Genomic DNA, 17,645 nt, shown 5'->3' with positions numbered 1-17,645 from the left:
GGTTTACCCTGTCCCGCCCAACGTGTATCCCGGTGACAAGTTCATCGCGCCGTCGCATCAATACAAAGTCGAGGTGCTCCAAAATGGCCGAATGCAGGAATCGTTTGTGTATCTGATGCATGCGCAGCACTACACAAACAAGAGTGAGACCGCCTCGTTCACCGGCTTTGACTTCACGGGCCGGGTCACGGTGCGGGTTACGCGACTGACGGAGGACATCGGGTTCTGCCAGGTATTGCCGCGCTCGCGAGGCATTGCGGTCCGCCTGGCGGGCCGCACGGTCGAATTTGAACTGGACCGGCCGGGTCAGTTTTCGGTCGAGTTCGAGCGGGGACTGAGGATCCGGCATCCGCTGTTCATCTTTGCCAATCCACCCGACGTAGACGTGCCGCGGCCGGATGACCCACGCGTCACGTGGTTCGGTCCGGGCGTGCACGAGATCGGAGAGAAATTCGTGATTCCCTCCGGGCAAACCGTGTATCTGGCCGGAGGGGCATACGTGAAAGGTCAATTCTTCTCGGAGAACGCGCAGAAGATCACCATTCGCGGCCGTGGTATTCTCTCCGGGGAACAATTTCCCGTGCGGACGGCCCATTACATGATCACGTTCCGCAACGTGGAGCAGGCGCTCGTTGAGGGCATCACGCTGATCCATCCGCCCACCCACAACATCCGCCTGACCGGGCGCGACCATGTGGTCCGCAATGTGAAGCTGTTCGGCTGGCATTTCAGCACCGACGGTGCCTCGACCGGGTCCGACGGTATGATCGAGGACTCGTTCATGCATGTGAACGACGACTCCATCATGCTCTATGAAAACAACACCTCGGCCCGGCGCTGCGTCATCTGGCAGATGGAGAACGGGGCGCCATTTCAGTTCGGCTGGGGCGGGGAGGAGGACCGGTCTGGGCACCATGCGTCGGATATCGATGTCATCCGCGTCGAATCAGAATGGGACAACGAGAACGAAGCAGTCTTTTGCGCCATTCACGGGGGCGGCGGCACCAAGTCCGATTACCTCTTCGAGAACATCCGCATCGACAACGCGGACTGGCGGATGTTCAGCATCATAACAAAGCCCAACCGCTGGGGCCAGTGGAATCCGGAGGCAGGCGCGATTCGCCGGGTGGTCTTCCGCAACATCGAGTTCTACGGCACGCCGCGTATCGCCAGTCTCATCATGGGTCACGACGAGAAGCATCCGGTCACGGACGTTACCTTCGACAACGTGATCGTGGGCGGGAAGAAGCTCGCGGGCGCTGATCCGGACGTGATCGCGGTCGATCCCGAGACCACGCGCAACATTGTGTTCAAGTAGGCCGCCTCGCGGACCGGGTGGGAACATACGCCCCGACCGAACCGGCTACCGGTGGGCTTATTGCAAGCGCGCCGGGATCATGGCCTGTCAGTGCGAGGTTCCCGCCTTAGTGGGAGGAAAAGTAGTTCATCCGTTTCGAAAGGCTCAAGACGTTCGCTAAACCCATCTATGGGCCCACTGTACTGACCAATGACGAACCACTCAGCTCCTGAGCCTAAGGCGATGGGGCTCAAGGCACGCGCCAGTCGATGGTGCGCGCGTGAGGCGAATACCAGGGACGCGCCGTGATTTTGCCGGACTGATGGCGGCCGAGAATGCGCACGATCTTGGTTTGACCGGGTAGGAGGTCGAAATAATTGTCGTCGAAAAACCAGCCGAACTCGTCGCCCCCGGCGTCGCCGCTGAGCTCAATGGAGCGGGCGAATTTGTCGGTCGTGAGTTCGAGCGAGCCATCGGGAAGTAGGCGCATCTCAAGCGTGGCGGCGGGGAACGCGACATTGCGTTCGATATCAGCGAGCGCGACGGTGCGGGCGAGTTCGCGCCCATCGGCCGTGGTGAGAGTGGCGGACAAAATGTGCTCGCGACGAAAGGAACCGATGCCGGCCTGGTCGAGCCGCACGACGACTTGGGAGCGGCCCGGCGCCAGTTGCACCGGGCGCGTGATCGTCTTACGAACCCGATTCTGTTCGAGGTGGAAGAGCTCGATGCTGATGGTGCCGCTGACGGGTGAGGGACTGTCGTTGACGGCCCATAACCAGACGTAAGTGCCGATCTCGAAGGACAGCATCACGGGCGCGAAAGCGCGGCGCAGCCCATAATAAGCGTGATAGGGTTCGAGGAAGTAGTCGACCTTGCCGCTGTAGATCTGAGGCCAAGAGTCGTTGAATTTCCAGACGAGGTAGCCTCCGCATCGGCGCCGGTCGGTGGGGTCGTCGGCTGCGCGGCCCCGGCGTTGGCGTTCGACGGTCTCGGTGTAATACTGCGATTCGGCCATGCCGAGTCGGTGTACGAGCGAGGCGGCGTCGGTGGCGTCATAATATTGCTCGATGGGTCCCGTTTTTTTCCAGCTAAAGCTGGTGGTATATTTCAGCCACTCCTGCGGGAAGGGATAAACGGTGCCGGGCTTGAAGAGGGCAGAGTAGCCGGCGGGCCAGACGTCCGCGGGATGCATCATACGTTTGACGGTGGCGAGAGTGGGTGCGGCGATGCGCGTGTCCTCGCTCGCGAAGTTCAGATAATCGTAGCCAGGCACGTACCAGAGATTTGTATAGCCATGGGTGTTGATTTGCTGCGGGTCGTTGGGATCAATGCCGCCATAGGGCGAGGTCGGCTGGAAATAGCGGTCGGGATCGAGACGTCGGCATAGTTCCCCGACCTCCTCGGCAGTGGCCTGGCCGGGCCAAGGACCGCGGTCCTCAAGCTTGCCGTTGTATTCGGGGTGATGCCACAGGGCGTTTTCGTTGCCGCCACACCATGAGAGGATCGACGGATGATGCTGGAGGCGTTTGAGCATGAACTCGGCATCAGCCAGGCTTTGGGCGCGGTTGGTCGGACTGGGCCCGAGCGGCAGCGAGGGGAAATCTTGCCAGATCAGGAAGCCGCGGGTGTCGGCCAGTTCGTAGAACTCATCTCGCGGCGGCTCGACGACTCCCCAAACCCGGAACGCATTAAAGTGGGCGTTCTCAGCGAGGGCGAACAGGCGGTCGGCGCGAGTGGGATCCCACACGGCGGTGTGGCAATCGGGCGTGACCCAGCAGCCACCCCAGAGGCGGACCGGCACGTTGTTCACCACGAAGTGCAGGGGCGAGGATTGGGTGATGCGTCGGAAGCCGACCTTCTTGCGCACCACTTGATGATCGTGCCCATCGACGACGAGAGCTGTTTCCACGGTGTAGAGCGGCTGGTCGCCATACCCGCGGGGCCACCACAATCGCGGCTGGGCAATGGACAACAGCAGCTGGACGGTGAAGTTCCCCTCGGGATCGACCGTGATCGCAGTTGATTGGGTGTCGAGCGTTTGGCCACTGGCATCGAGCAGGCGCGTGGTGACTTGGGTGGGGCGGGCGCCAGTCACGCCACTGACGTCGACGGTCAGACGTCCATGCTGGAGGGTTTCGTCCACCGAGGCTGCGACGATGGTTTCAGAGAGTTCGGAGCCTTCGGTTGTTTGCAAGGCGATGCGGTCAAACACGCCGACCCGCGACAGGAGTTGGTCGGGGCCGAGATAGTTGAGATAGTTTTGATCCGAGCGGCGGACCGGCTGGCCGCGATATTGGCTGAGTGGCTTCAGTTTGCCGTCGGCGGGCGCGAACACCGAGCGGAAATGTAGGACGAGAGTGTTATCTTTTTGCAGGTGACCGGCCAACGGGAGGCGGTGGGCGACAAACATGTTCTGGGTCTCCGCGATTTTTTTGCCGTTGAGCCAAATGGCCACGATCGTATCGAGGCCATCGAAGCGCAGATACGCCGGCGAAGCTGGATCCGGAGCGGTGAAGCGCGTGGCGTAGACCCAATCGCGCTCAGCCACCCAAGCGCAGGCAGCGGTTTTACCGGGCAGCCAGGGAGCTTCGATCTGCTTATGGTCGAGCAACACTTCGTGGACCATGCGGGGCATCTGGTTAACGGAGAGCCAATCGGCGCCTTGTCCGGTGGCCGCTTCGGTGAGCAGCGCGATGGGGACCTCACCGCCGGGAGCGAGCGACTTTATCCGCCAACCGGCCGAGAGTTCGGTGGTGGTCCATGCGGCTTTGGCGGCCATACAGTGAAAAAACAGCAGACCGGCGAGAAGAGCCAGCCGGCCGGGGTGAAGAAGCGGGGAGTTGATAGTCATGGCGTTTGCCCTGGAGAGGCTTAATTGGCGATCAACCGCACCAATTCGACGCCGGTGTCCTTGCCGAGATTGCGGGAGTATTGTTTGTCTACCGGATTGTTCCAATGTTCATGGACACCGAGGCTATTCAAAGGCATGCCGTCGGCCTCGGGATCGTAAACGACGCCGGAGGGCGGATGATCGGCGAGAGCGGCTTCGTGCAGGTAGCCGTCGATGTTGCCGTTAAAGCTCGGGTTGGGCTTGCCATCGGGCTGCATGGTGAGGTTGGGCTCGGTGGTGATCAGGTCGAGGGCGACCGAATCAAGCGCCACGGGATCGCAGGAGGCGAGCACGCTGGAAAACCAGCGGTTGCCGAGAGTCTGCCATCGAACAACCGTCGTGATGGTGCCCTGGTTGGGCGAGGTATAGAGGCCCTCGGCCAGATAGAGGATGGTCTTGCCATCGACGTCCTTGTGGCCGAGGAGCGGCACGAGGCCGTTGTAGTGGCCGTGCGAGTAAGGTGTCGGGTAGTCCCAGATGGCGAAGCTGTGGAGGATGTCAGGGGTGAAGCGCTTGCGCTGGGCGTTGTAGACGGAGCCGAAGTGATTCTTGAATGACAGGGTGAGGCCAAATACGCGGTGGGGGCGCACGACGCAGTAGTCGATGAGGTAATCGGCCTGCGTGTAGACCTTGGGCAGATAGAGGTCGGTTTTTTCGATCGTGCCGTCGGCGTGGGGAATCTGGAAGTTCACGGGCACGGTCAAGTCGGGCTCGGCCAGGATGCGGCGTGCGGTGGTGCCTTCGCGGTCGGCCACGACGATGTCCTGGTAGTCGGGTCGGACGTCCGCGCGGATCTGGGATAGGAGCATATCCTTGATGGGGCGGGAGGGATCAGTGATGACGATGCAGTTACCCGGGATGCCGGCGTGCTCGATGAGCTGCTGCATCAAGGCGTAGGTCATGTGGGGGCTCGGAAAACCGGCGTTGGTCCACTCGCCCGGCTTTTCGTCGGGATTCATGTTGACCTTGATCGTGACCATTTCGCCCGGCCGGTATCCGCGATCCCCGCGACCGTGGGTTCGGTTGTAGTAGCGGAACAGTTGCTCCCAAGCGGCGGTGTCGGTGGACGCGCCGGTGAGGGTGCGCAGTGTGTCGGAGAGCATGCGCTCGACGATGGGCTGGTCGATGTTGGGGGCTTCCCACCATTTGCCCGTGACGCCGTCCCATTTGGTGGCCTTGAAATCCTGCGCCCAGACAACGCGTCCGGGGTAGAGCCCCCGGCCGATTCCCATGGGTTGATTGGGGCCTTCGGGCGAAGTGAAAACCTGAGCATACGTCGGGAAGGCTTTTTGGCCAGGACGTTCGGCGGGCAACTGCGCCCAGGTGATGCAGGGAACGATAAGAGTCGCCAAGGTGAGACCACAGAGGCGGCGCCGAATGGATGGAGGGAGGCGAAGGCTGCGGTGCATGGGGATATGGGCCGAAATTACCCCCAGCGATGAGGTATCGCTGTGGGCCGAAGCAGTCGGAGATGCCCAGGCGTGGCTGAGGTCGGCGTCCTACCTCTATGTTCCAGCGTGACAAACCGGTGGTCAGCGGCACAACACCGGCCAAGTATGACGTAACATTGGCGGATGCCCCGGTCTCCGGATAATTGCAATATGACCGGAGTGCATGGCCCGGCTGATGCTTCGGCTCCCTCGTCTTGCTGAAGGTTTACCAGGCCATCTGATGGACGCTTTGGCCTCATGCGCGCTATTGAGACAAAATGAGCTGGCACGAAATCAGTGAATGCCAATGGGGACGCTTACGGCCGCTCAATCCGGTCCGCCGCTGGCAATGCCGAGTGCCCCGTCCGGCAGAATGCGAATGGCGCGGGGAATTTCAGCGGCCTGATGCCCATGCCGCCCTCGGTTAGCGCAGCACGCCGCAGTCTTTCAGCTGCCGCGTGTCTCCCGCGGCGCGTCCGGGCTGAGCTCTTCGATCCGGATGTTTCGGTAGAACAGCTCGGCGCCTTCGGCCTGGAGCAGGATGGGACCGCGGTCGAGGGGAACCCATTGCTTGCGGGCCTCGTCCCAATGCCTCATGTCGCGTGCCTCGTTGACGAGCTGGCCGTTGACGAAGAACCGGGCCTGATCGCCGCGAACTTCGACCACCACTGTGTTCCATCCAGGGGTTTCCCAGCAATAGGCGCGGTGGAAGCGGGCGAAGCGCGGCTGGCGGCCGCCGCGGGTCTCGATTTTGCCGCGCGGGGAATGATTGCGGATGACGTCCTGCACGGGGGAGCTGGCTTGGGCGCCGACGATCCAGAGGTCGCCGGTATCGCCTTCCTGAATCTGGCATTCGACGCTGTCGGGCCACATTGTCACGGGGCCGTGGAGATGAAACATGATGCCGGCATCGCGCACCATGTCGAAGCGTGGGTGAAACTTGTTCTCGCCCCACTTGTATTCCATACTCAGCCGGTAGTGACTATACGTTTGCTCCGTCACGAGCCCCGCGTAGGGCTGTTTACTACCGTGCTTCTGGGTCGGATACACATGGATAAGTCCGTCGTGGACGACGAAAATGTCCTGTTGGTCGAGGAAGCCCTGGTCGGCGACGGCGACTTTCCACCCATTGAGGTTATGGCCGTTGAAGAGGGATTGGGGCTCGGCCCGGACGGCGGGGAGGAGGGCGAGGCAGAGTGCGGCGAGTGGGATGGGAAGTTTCATGGGGTGGTTGTGTTGGACGGTTGTTGAGGACCGGAATCGGGAGATCAGTAGGACTGTTTCGGCCTGGCTGAGCAGCGACTCGTTCAGCGTCACGCCGAAGTCAGGCGCGGCGGGGGGCATGGCAGTGGTCGTTGCCGATCTGGCAGCCGTCCGTGATCATCACCTCGATGGTCGGGGTGCCGGCGTCGTGTTCGGCGCCGTTTGAGTGCGGGAGGACGTGGCTGAGGTGGATCATGACATGCCGGACTTGGTTGCACCCCCAGTTGTGCGGCGATGCAGGCGCCCTGGTCTGGGAGGTTCAGCGGGTCCCGAACTTGTAGAGAGTCGATGTGCGATACTCCTTGCCGGGCCGCAGGATGGTGGAGGGGAAGGTTGGTTGATTCGGGGAATCGGGATAATGCTGGGTCTCAAGGCAGAAGCCGTTGCGATAGTGATAGGGTCGGCCGCTCTTCCCGACCTTGGAGGAGTCGAGGAAGTTGCCGCTGTAGAATTGCAGGCCCGGTTCCTCGGTCCAGACCTCGAGGGTGCGGCCGGAGAGCGGCTCGAACACAGTCGCGGCGAGGGCCAGGGCGCCATTCTGGGAATCGAGCACCCAGTTGTGATCGTAGCCTCCGCCGAATTTCAACTGTTCATCTCCGGCCTGGTCGATGCGTTCGCCGATGGCGTGGGGCGTGGTGAAATCGAAGGGTGTGTCCGCGACCGGCGCCAACGTGCCGGTCGGGATCAATCCCGCGTTCACTGAAGTCGTGTGTGCGGCCTTGATTGTGAGAACGTGGCCGAGAATGTCACCGCGCCCCTCACCCTTCAGATTGAAGTAGGAGTGCTGCGTGAGATTGACCGGGGTCGCCTCGTCGGTTGTGGCCAGGTAGTCGATCCGCAGCGTGTTGTCATTGCCGAGGGTGTAGGTGACGGTGACCTCGAGGTTGCCGGGGTAGCCTTCCTCGCCGTTGGCGCTGCGGTAGCGCAGGCGGAGGGACGGGACGTTTCCGGCGATGGCCGGTGTGGCGGACCAGAGCACCTTATCGAAGCCGACCTTGCCGCCGTGCAGGTGGCAGGGAATGTCCGCGGGAGCATTGTTGGTGGCTAGCGAGTAGGTGCGCCCGTCGAGGGAAAATTTCCCGTTGGCGATCCGGTTGCCGTAGCGGCCGACGATGGCGCCAAAATAGGGCGTGGCCTTCACGTAGTCTTCCAGCGAGTTGTAGCCGAGCACCACGTCGTCGAGCCGGCCGGCGCGATCAGGTGTGAAGAGGCGCACGATGATCGCGCCGTAGTCGGTGATGTCGGCCCGGATGCCGTGGGCATTGACGAGCGAATAGAGGGTGGCTTCTTGGCCGTCGGGCAGGCGCCCAAACGTCGTGGTGGTGATCGCAGCCGGCGCGGCAGCGTTCGCGTGAAGCGCAGTGAGACCAAGCAAGGCGATCGGCAGGAAGATTCGGAGTTTCATGGGTATTGGGGGAGGGGCGGAGTTGCCTGAAGCGACGATCAGCGCCGGCCGTCAGCGGCGCGGGCGCGGCGGAGTAGTTCCTCGTGGAGGGCGCGGGCCTGGGCGCGGAACTTGTCCTCGTTGGCCTGCTCGCGGGCGGCGGTGTTGGTGCCGTCGGCGGGAATGTCGGCGAGGGTGACTCCCATGGTCCCGAGCAGGACCCAGTAGGTCGCGGAGTCGGAATGATCGACGCTGCCGTTGACAAACTTGCCCTCGGCGAAAATCCGGCCGAGGCGGCTGACCTTGAAGGCCTCGTAGTATTCCGCGCCGCGCGGCGCGCCGCCGACGATGCCGTGCTGCCCGATGGCGCCGCATTCGCGGTAGTCGATCCGGCCGGCGGCGGCGGTTTGCTTCAGGAAGGCGCAGGCGGCGGCGTCCTCGCGGCAGTTGGCGACGTGCTCGGGATTTTCCGGCGTGCCCTGGTGCAGGGGGGAATTGGTCCAATGGGCGATGAAGCGGAGTTTTTTCAGCACGTCGGCGCGACCGGTGGCGAGGCAGTGGTTGACGAGGATGGCGGGCTCGGTGGTCGAGCCCCAGATGAGGACGTTGATCAGGCCGCCAGCGGGTTCGCGCGCCGCCACGTCGAAGAGGGCGCGCACGGTGGGATAGGCGTTGAGCGAAGCGTAGGTCCTGGCAGGGTCGTAGCGCTCGGCGGATTCCTTGATGGAGGATTGGGTGAAGGTGATGTCGGCGGGAAACCCGCCGCCGAGGTTGGCGTTGAGATTGGCGACCTCGGCGCGATAGGCGTCGCCGATGAAGCGATCGGCCCACGCCGCCTGGTCGGGCGTGGTGGCGTGCTCGGGACGATGGGTGCTCGCGACGATGATGGCGCGGGTGTCGAATTCGTTCGCCAGCAGGAGGTAGCCGGCCATGGCGGAGATGTCGTCCGGGTCGTTGACGGTGCCCATGTGGTTTTTGCCCGGGATGGTTTTGTCGGACATGTCGGTGTAGATCCAGACAACAGGTTTGGGCACGTCGCCGAATGTCGTGGCGGCGGCCAGGAGGAGTCCAGAGGCGAGCAGGACGAAGGAGGATTTCATGAGAAGGCGTTGCTTGGGGCTGATTTCAAGCGAGGCGCGTGTGCCTCAGGGTGAAAAACCAGCGGCTCGGGCCAGATTATCGGGAAACCGGGTGATGGGGCGGAGCTTGATGTCGCGGTAGTAAACCTCGGCGCCCTCGGACTGGATCTGGATCTGGCCGGAGGAGAGCGAACCTGACTGGTTCACGCGGATATTTTCGATCGCCATGACGACGTGGCCGTTGACGAGGTGGATGGCGCGGTGGCCGACGGTGTAGATCTCGAGCGTGCTCCATTCGCCGTGGGGGCTCTCGTGGTCAGCCGAGCGTTGGACACGGCCGAGGGGACGGAGGGGCTGGGTGGGATCCCAGATGCCCTTGGGGTCGTATTGGGCCTTCACTTCAAGGTCGCGGTAGCGGACGTCGCCGCCGGTGCCCGCGAGCATGAAGAGATCGCCGAAGTCCTTTTCCTGAACCTGAAACTCGACGCACCGTTTCCAGACGTTCCAGAAAGCGCCGTGCGGGCCGGTGCAGTGGTAGAGCAGGCCGGAGTCGCGGCGGAGATTTTCGCGGGGCGGCCATTTCTTTTCACCCCAGCGGACCTGGCAGGAGAAGTGATAGTCGCCGTAACTGGCGAGGGTGGTGAGACCGCCGTAGATTTCTCCGGTGATCTTCAGGACGAGCTGACCGTCCTGCTCGATGACGGAGAAGACTTTCTTGGGATCGTGGTTGAGGCCGAGGGGTGTGCCCTTGGTGACGTTGTCCGACTGCGGCGTATCCGACGGCAGGCCGGTGACGCTGGAGTGGGGGACGCCGATCCAGACCTCCCACCGGGAGAGTTGGGCATCGAGCAGCTGTTGCCAGGCGGGGGCGTCAGCCGCCCGGAGCAAAGCAGTCAGGACGGAGGAGAGCAGGAGCAGGCAGGTGGGGAGGGAGCGGTGCATGGGGTCAGGGTTGGAATTTTTGGACCTCTTCCGGACCGGGGGAGGCGTAGCGGGGATCCTTGGCGCGAACGCTCACTTCGCCGTCTGGGGCGATGGTGACGTCAAGCGGGACTAGCGTGGTGCCTTGGCGGTTAAGGGTGTAGGCGTTGTCGGAGAACTCCGCGTGGGCCTGCTCATCGGCGATCGGGGGCACATTGGCGTTGTAGAAGGCGGTGCACCACCAGCGGCCCTGTTTGTCTTGGAACGGCGTGCCATGGCCGAGGAAGCGGCCGGCGAAACGGCGCGGGCCGTAGGGTCCGGTGAGTTTATCGGCGGTGGCGTAGTAGAGGTTGTAGGTGCCTTTGCGCATCTGGTCGGTGGACCAGGCGGTGCCAAACCAGACATATTTGGTTCCGATTTTTATGATGTAGGAACCCTCATGGCCCATCCTGCGATCGCTGGGTGCCAGATTGATCTGTGGGCCGGCGTAGCCGCTGAGGTCGGGCTTGAGGGGCTGCAGGGAAAGGACGCCCCAGACAAGCCAGGGCGTGCCATCCTCATGCACGAAGATCGAGGGATCGTGGCGACCGCCGAAGCTTGCGCCCATCGGCTCGTCCAGCGGTGTGTTCAGTTCGGGACCGGCGGTGCGCAGGAGGTTGGCGAAGCCGTTGTTGGTGGTGTGGACGACGGCCCAGCGATCACCGACCCGATGCAGTTCGGGCGCCCACACGAGCAGCTTTCCAGCACGGTGTTTGACGGGTTGGGAAAGATTGATCCACGACGAGTCTTCGAATCGCCACAGGCGGGGCAGGGGCTCCCAGTTGGCGAGGTCAAGACTCCGCCAGAGATAGATGCCGACGATGCCATCCATGCCGGCTTCGAGCGTGGTGCCTGTGAGGTAATACCAACCGTCGGGCTGAAGGGTGATGAAAGGGTCGCGGATCCAATTATCGTGGATGTGGACGGCGCGGTCGTGGCTCTCGAGAGCCTCACGGAGAGCGGTTGGATCCAGACTGGCGGCAGCCCGGATGGGTGCGAACAGAGTGAGCAGAAAGGTGACGAGAGCTAGTTGGCGAGCGAACGAATTCATGGATTTACGAGGGGGATTTTTGACGACCCGGGGAGTGGTCCATCCTAGTGTTGGGGAAATGACTGAGCTTCGTCGGGTCCGGGATTGCGGTAGCGGGGATCCTTGGCGCGAATTAATGGTTCGCCGTCTTCGAGGAGTCGGACCTCAAGCGGCACGAGCGTAACCCCCTGCTCGTTGATGGTCTGGGCGTTATCCGCCAGATCGCGTGTCTCGATGTTGTCGTCGGACACGGGTGGCACATTTGCGTTGTAGAAGGCGGTGCACCACCAGCGGCCCTGTTTGTCTTGGAACGGCGTGCCGTGACCGAGGAAGCGGCCCGCAAATTGGCGCGGACCGTAGGGGCCCAAGGGGTGGTCGGCGGTGCAGTAGTAGAGATTGTAGGTGCCTTTACGCAGCTGGTCGGTGGACCAGGCGGTGCCGAAGTGAACGTATTTGTTGCCGATCTTGCGCAGGGTGGCTCCTTCGTGACCGATCCGGCGGTCGGAAGGATCGATGCGCACGGGTGCGCGCGCGAAGTCGGAGAAGTCGGGCAGTAGGGGTGCGATCCAAGTGTTGCCCCAGAGTAGGTAGATGGTGCCGTCGTAATCCTGAAAGAGGGACGGGTCGTGGCGTCCGCGCATTTTGTCTTTCAGCGGATGGGCGAAGGGACCCGCGAAACCGGGGCCGGCGGCGATGGCGAGGTTGGCTCCTTGGTTAATGGGTGTGGGACTGGTGTGGACGATCATCCACTTGCCTTGGAGGAAGTGGACCTCAGGGGCCCAGAGGCGCCAGTCCTTGGCCGGCACGGTGGCGAAGGCCGCCGACTCAACTTTTGGCCAGTAGCCGTCCGTGAGCGCGAAGGGCGAGGGCAATTCGTCCCAGTGGAGCAAGTCGTCGCTTTTCCAGAGGCGGACGGTGGTGCCGACAATTGCGGGAACGGTGGTGCCGGTGATATCCGGCCTGTCGAGGCCGCTGTTGTAGCGGTCTACCGGCCAGCGAGGATCGCCCTGGTTCGCGGTGGTGCCGGTGAGGTAGTAGGCACCGTCGGGTCCGGTGGTGACATAGGGATCGCGCATCCACACATCAAGGACGTGGATGGCGCGGTCGTTAGCGTCGATGGCGGCGCGAAGCGAAGCGGGATCATGTGGGGCCGAAAGCAATGGGCCCGCGACAAGCACAAACGGTAGCAGGACTCGGGGGAAAGCCGGCATCGGTAAGGCCACGACATGCTGCGAGGTGTGCCGCGGCAAACAGGCCGCCGTATTGCCGTAATGCGTGCCCCGCTCCTGCTGCGATCCCCCCTGCAACCGCCGTCTGTAGCAGACTGCAAGCCAGCCGAATGATCGTGGGAGACACCCAGCAAAAGGCCCGACCGACCGGAACCACCGGAGAGTCGGGCCTCGGGCACACCCGTTCCAACAAGAACGGCGCCGCGTCGAACCATTCAGGTGTGGAATGATATCAACCGTTGATTGCAGCCCCGGCGCTTGATGCCGGGGCCGCGAGCCGCACGAACAATCCATTTATTCGCGCTGAATTTCTAAGCGCAGTTTCAGAACTCCAGAGTGTTGGTGATGGACCAAGTCTGGGGCTCGGCGATGCGCACGGAATCATAGGTGCCATCGATCTGGGCGCTGATCGGGATGAGTTCGTTGCCGACGCCGATGCTGCGGACATTGAGCTGAATCCGCCAGGTCATGTTTTGACCAATCTTTCGCCGGTAGCCGACCCATGCGTCGTAGTTGGTCTCGGCCGGCCCGAAGTAGGGGCTGGTGACATCGTATTGGGCGGACCCATCGGCGAGGATCGTGACCGGGTAGCCGATCGCGACTTTGTCCTGCCAGCGGATAGCACCGCCAATGTTCAAACCGCTCAAGCGTCCACTGCTGAAGGTGTAGTTGTTCACCAGGTTGAAACGCCATTTCCGGACTTCGGGGTTGGAAGAGCCGTCGAGCAGGATCTGCTTCTGCACATTGGCCTTAATCGTGCCCCATTGATTGCCGAGCGTGGAGGTGCTCGTCACCGAGTCAGGCAGTGCCGCGGCTGAGCCACCCCAGACAGGATCAAGAATAGTGATCATCTTCTGATAGCTGGAGGCCGTGTTACTGAGCACCGCCTGCTGCCGCGCCGCATTGAGAGCAATCCGCCAGTTTTTCGTCGGATTGTAGGTGAGATCATACTCGGTGCCGGTGGCAACGGTGTCCGAGGTCTGGGCCACGATGTCGATGCGGTCGTCGTGATTGACGATCGTCGTGCCGTTGGGACCGGGGGCGAAGGAAAACGTGAAGGTCTCCATGAGTTGCTTGGCATCCGCCCCCTGCTGCCATTGTGTCCAGGCACTGAGGGCAGCGGCCGGTGCGACGGCTTGGTAAGCGGCGTTGGAATTCAACTCGATTTGGTCGTCGAGCCGGCGGACAAGTTGATTCGTGAGCTCACGGAACGCGGTATTGGTGGAAAGAGCGGAACTCGTTTCGTATTTGGTCGCCCGAAGATCGAGCCTGCCATCCAGCAGCGTGAGGATGATGCCGTATTCCTTCGTCGTACCGGTGGGGGGCGAGATGCTCTGGTTGAAGAGGTCGACGCGCTGGCCGCTGACCTTGAAGTTGTCCGACTTGTTGTAAGTCAGCGAAAGGTTGGCGCCCCAAGGCAGCTTGCCGCGCAAGAAGGGAGGTTCGTGAAGGACCGCGCCATAATTAAAGGAAGAGGCCGAACTGTCGATCCTGAGCCGGTTAGGCCAGGCGGCATCGGTCAGAATGCGAAGGCCGCTCGCTGGATCGATCGGCGGGGCGCCGGCGTCGAAGGTCTTGAACGCGTCGTTGCGCCAGCCGAGGGTGCTGACGAGGGTGTTGTCCCACCAGTAGCTGTTGGCGACAAAGACCGTGGACTTGATGTCTTCACCGTTACGACTGGTAAAGGTGGCGTTGTTGCTGAGATCGTATTTCGTTCCTTGGATCACGCTGAAGGTGCGGGTTTGCCAAGGGGCGAGAGCCACCGGAGAGGTGGGTGGCGTTTGATAAAAGAGGGTGGTGAGATTTTGGATGCCATCGAGTCCGTTATGCACCCGGATGCTTTGCACTCCGGCATTCACGGGACTGGAGGCTCCGACCAAACTGGGGCCGACGTAGGTCAGGCGCTGGATGGTGCGGTTGCTGCCGACGTCGATGGTCCGGGGATCGTTCAGGCTGTCGGCCTGCCACCAATCGTAGCCGGCGTAGTAGGCGCGTCCGCCGTAACCACTGCTGAAGCGCTTCTGTCCGGTGTAAGCACCGGTAAACACATGACGGCCCAAGAGCGTGCCGAGCCAGCCTGGCTTCAGTATTTTTTGCAGGTTGAGGTTGTAGTAGGCGGTGGCGCGGAAGGCTTCGCGATCGGTGTAGCCAGAAGACTGGAAGCTAGCCCCGGTGACCATAGGACGGCCAAGATTGGGGTTGGGCAGGCCATTGGGCAGCTTGGTGTTGATATCGATATTGATGGCGTGGGATCGGAAGTCGAAGGGGTTGACATAGCCGCTGTCCAAAGACTGCTTGTCGAAGGCAATCTCAATGCCGGCATTTCCGCCGAGGCGCTGCTCAAAACTCAGGTTGTAGCTTTTCCAGAAGGACCATTCGCGCTTGTTGGGCCCCTCGAGCATCTCGTCGTAGAAATTGAAAATCGCCGGGTCGGTTAAGCGGAAATCACGCCAGAAATTATTGAGCGCGGGACTGGCCGTCAGGTTGATGCGCTGGAGGTAGTTCTTGCCCGCCTGCAGCCGGCGCATGGCATCGTTGGCAAAGGCGGTGCCGGCGGGGTTTAGCCTTACCCGGTTGTTGTTGCCCTCGATCGCCCAGATGGCGGGATCGAGACCAGTCACACCGAACTTGGTCACGTTCGGATTCTCCATGATCAGGTTGGGCGTGCCGCTCCAGGTGGAGAGCAGGTTGCCGTTGGCGGAACCGTTGGTATTGATCGCGCGAAGATTGGGATCGGTCGGCGGGGTGCCGAGGTAGCTGCCGATGCCGGTGGTCGGATCATAGACGGGTTTGCCCAGCGCGAACCACCAGGTGAACTGGTCGTGGGGCGGCTGGGTCTGCACCTTGTTAGAGTGCTGCTTGGCCGATTCCGCGCTGAGCTTGAGGGTGCCGCTGTTCCAGGGTTTCCAAGTGACCGTGCCATAGAAGCGGGCGTCGCGGACGTAAGCCGGCTCTTGCTGATACCGCTTGTCGCCGTAAAGGGCCGCGACACGCAACGCCAGCTTGTCCTTAATGAGGACCTGGTTGTGGTCGAGGGTGGCGCGGCTAGAGCCGTTCTGGTCGAACTGGGCCTCCAATTTAGTCTTGGTGTTGTTGGTCAGCGCCTTGATCAGACCCGTGTTGATGATGCCGGCCGGGCTGCCCAAGCCGAAAAGCATGGAGTTGGGGCCGCGGTTGACCTCGACGCGATCGATGTTGTAGCCGTCGGTGGGCAAGCTGGTGATAAAATAGTCGCGGGTCTGGTCGGCGGAGCCAAGACCGCGCACGCGGTTTGAACCCTGCGGTGAGCGAATGGAGCCGAAAGCACTGACGGTGTCGGCGTTGGCGCTGGAGTCGCTGTAGTTGCCGCCGATGCCGGCGGCCTCAGTTCCGACCGTGTACACGAGCAGGTCGTCGAGAGTGTTGGCGCCGATGTCCTGCATGAACTCCTTGGTGACGACTTGGATTGAGGCCGCCACGTCCTTGAGGTCGGTGCGCAGACGGGTTCCGGCCAGTGTGTTGCTGGCTGCGTATCCATTATTGTTTTCGCCTGTGACCTCAAAAGGGGAAAGCACGAGAACGTCCTCTTTTTCGGAGACGGAGGGCGCAGCGGGGCCGGTGGTCGGGGAGGTTTGGCCAACAACAGACGCCGTGAGCAACACGGCGACGCATAGACTAATCAGATAGGATGCTTGGGTTTTCATGGGGCAGGAAACGAAGGGGCGTGCTGAAAGCGGAAGGCGGGCTCCAGCAAGAGACGGGCGGGTAGGTTCAGGGGTAGGCGTGGATGCCTTAGTGACGCCAAGAGGCTACGTGCGGCGACCCACGCGATGAAGCTTGCCGTTACTAAACAGTTTAGTAAGCAGGGCTCACTCCCATCGGTTCATGCACCCCAAACGATTGCAGAAGGAAAAGATGGTCCGGCGGCCGAGCATGAACGATGTCGCCCGGCAGGCGGGGGTGTGCAAGGCGACAGTCTCGCTCGCGCTTCGGGGCAGCCGGCAGATACCGGTTAAGACCCGCGATCGGGTGCAGCGGGCCGCCCAGAAATTGGGGTATGCGCAGAACCCGGTGGTGGCGCATTTGCTGAGCGAGCTGCGGCGAGATCATCGAATGCCACGCCGACACACTCTGGCTCTCTTCAATGCCCATGGAAACCGCGATGCCTTCACGGCCAACGATACGATTCCGACCTGGGTCCAGGGCTGCCGGCGGCGGGCCGAGGTGATGGGATATGGCACGGACGAGTTTTGGCTGCATGACCCCGGTTTTCAGCCCCGACGCTTGGGACAAATTCTGCGCGCTCGCGGGATACAGGGCGGGATTATCCTAGGAGGTTTCAACAGCAACGTTCTCCCGGAGAGCCATGCAGAAATCTGGGCGGGATTCGCGTGTGTGGTGGCGGGCGTTCGGACCCACCGTCCAACGCTCTCCTTTTGCTGCGTTGATCACCACGAGCTGGTGGTGGAGGCCGTGCAGAAGACCATGGAACTGGGCTACAAGCGTCCAGCTCTGGTGATCGATCAGCGGATCGACCGACTGGTGGACGGGCGGCTGAGCAGTGCGATGTGGCTGGCTCAGAGCGGCCTGCCGATGGAGGCCCGCGTGCCGGCGTTCATGCGCGGGGAGGCCGCTCAAAAGGATCCACGGGAATTTCAGGCATGGTTTCAGCAGTTCCGTCCGGATGTTCTGCTGACTTACTACAAGCAGGTCAAAAAGTGGCTGGGGGCCTGCGGGACCAGGGTTCCGGCCGACGTGGGGGTGGTCATGCTGGAGCGACTCGCGTCCGATGAAGGATGGGCGGGCATGGATCAACGCAACGATCTGGCCGGGGAGGCCGCCGTGGACCGGGTGATTGGCATGATCCACAACCGCGAAATTGGGCCGCCCGAAATTCCCTGCGCGACCCTGGTGGCAGCCCACTGGGTGCATGGCGACTCCGTTCGCAAGATGGCGACCTGAATTTTCGGAGGCGAGAGGCGTCGCGGCGCGGTTTATTTTCATGTCGGGTCCGGGGAGGGCTGGAATGCGGCGGCATGAGTGACGATAAAACACGGCGGCGGTTGTCGGAGTCCGGGGAGCGGATTCGTTCGAAGCCGTGCAC

The 17,645-nt window shown here is 62.2% G+C and carries 12 protein-coding genes; 2 read left to right on the top strand and 10 right to left on the bottom strand.

Annotation, left to right across the window (positions count from 1 at the left end):
- Positions 1–22 precede the first annotated feature (22 nt).
- Positions 23–1,318 carry a glycoside hydrolase family protein gene (locus ESB00_RS11215; RefSeq protein ID WP_164976165.1) on the top strand — a complete coding sequence of 432 codons (1,296 nt, stop codon included), beginning with the start codon at positions 23–25 and terminating at the stop codon, positions 1,316–1,318.
- Positions 1,319–1,547: 229 nt separating this feature from the next.
- On the opposite strand, the gene ESB00_RS11210 is transcribed toward ESB00_RS11215, so the two are convergent.
- From ESB00_RS11210 to ESB00_RS11170, 10 genes are all read right to left on the bottom strand, one after another.
- Positions 1,548–4,076 carry a beta-mannosidase gene (locus tag ESB00_RS11210; RefSeq protein ID WP_164976164.1) on the bottom strand — a complete coding sequence of 843 codons (2,529 nt, stop codon included), beginning with the start codon at positions 4,074–4,076 and terminating at the stop codon, positions 1,548–1,550.
- A gap of 92 nt (positions 4,077–4,168) precedes the next feature.
- Positions 4,169–5,419, bottom strand: coding sequence for a DUF362 domain-containing protein (locus tag ESB00_RS11205; protein WP_164976163.1), 1,251 nt, complete (start codon positions 5,417–5,419; stop codon positions 4,169–4,171).
- A 645-nt stretch (positions 5,420–6,064) separates the two neighbouring features.
- On the bottom strand, positions 6,065–6,841 hold the full coding sequence (locus tag ESB00_RS11200; RefSeq protein ID WP_164976162.1) for a 3-keto-disaccharide hydrolase: 777 nt from the start codon (positions 6,839–6,841) through the stop codon (positions 6,065–6,067).
- Positions 6,842–6,941: 100 nt separating this feature from the next.
- Complete coding sequence (locus tag ESB00_RS20110; RefSeq protein ID WP_281278161.1) at positions 6,942–7,076, bottom strand: hypothetical protein; 135 nt, start codon at positions 7,074–7,076, stop codon at positions 6,942–6,944.
- 63 nt (positions 7,077–7,139) lie between these two features.
- Complete coding sequence (locus tag ESB00_RS11195) at positions 7,140–8,285, bottom strand: aldose epimerase family protein (RefSeq protein ID WP_129047771.1); 1,146 nt, start codon at positions 8,283–8,285, stop codon at positions 7,140–7,142.
- A gap of 38 nt (positions 8,286–8,323) precedes the next feature.
- Positions 8,324–9,364, bottom strand: a complete 1,041-nt coding sequence (locus ESB00_RS19665; protein WP_164976161.1) for a nucleoside hydrolase-like domain-containing protein — start codon at positions 9,362–9,364, stop codon at positions 8,324–8,326.
- A gap of 45 nt (positions 9,365–9,409) precedes the next feature.
- Entirely contained in the window at positions 9,410–10,285 is an 876-nt protein-coding gene (locus ESB00_RS11185) for a 3-keto-disaccharide hydrolase (protein WP_129047770.1), read from the bottom strand.
- A gap of 4 nt (positions 10,286–10,289) precedes the next feature.
- Entirely contained in the window at positions 10,290–11,354 is a 1,065-nt protein-coding gene (locus ESB00_RS11180; RefSeq protein ID WP_129047769.1) for a family 43 glycosylhydrolase, read from the bottom strand.
- 44 nt (positions 11,355–11,398) lie between these two features.
- Positions 11,399–12,493 (bottom strand): family 43 glycosylhydrolase, encoded by a 1,095-nt coding sequence (locus ESB00_RS11175; protein ID WP_218938735.1) that lies wholly within the window; start codon positions 12,491–12,493, stop codon positions 11,399–11,401.
- Positions 12,494–12,885: 392 nt separating this feature from the next.
- Positions 12,886–16,245, bottom strand: a complete 3,360-nt coding sequence (locus tag ESB00_RS11170; RefSeq protein WP_129047767.1) for a TonB-dependent receptor plug domain-containing protein — start codon at positions 16,243–16,245, stop codon at positions 12,886–12,888.
- A 181-nt stretch (positions 16,246–16,426) separates the two neighbouring features.
- Between ESB00_RS11170 and ESB00_RS11165 the strand changes: the two genes are divergently transcribed.
- Positions 16,427–17,503 carry a LacI family DNA-binding transcriptional regulator gene (locus ESB00_RS11165; protein ID WP_246026466.1) on the top strand — a complete coding sequence of 359 codons (1,077 nt, stop codon included), beginning with the start codon at positions 16,427–16,429 and terminating at the stop codon, positions 17,501–17,503.
- Positions 17,504–17,645 lie beyond the last annotated feature (142 nt).

Source organism: Oleiharenicola lentus (assembly GCF_004118375.1).
GTDB classification, from domain to species: Bacteria; Verrucomicrobiota; Verrucomicrobiia; order Opitutales; family Opitutaceae; genus Lacunisphaera; species Lacunisphaera lenta.
Note: the sequence above shows the minus strand (reverse complement) of the source record. Positions and strands in the feature narration are given on the sequence as shown.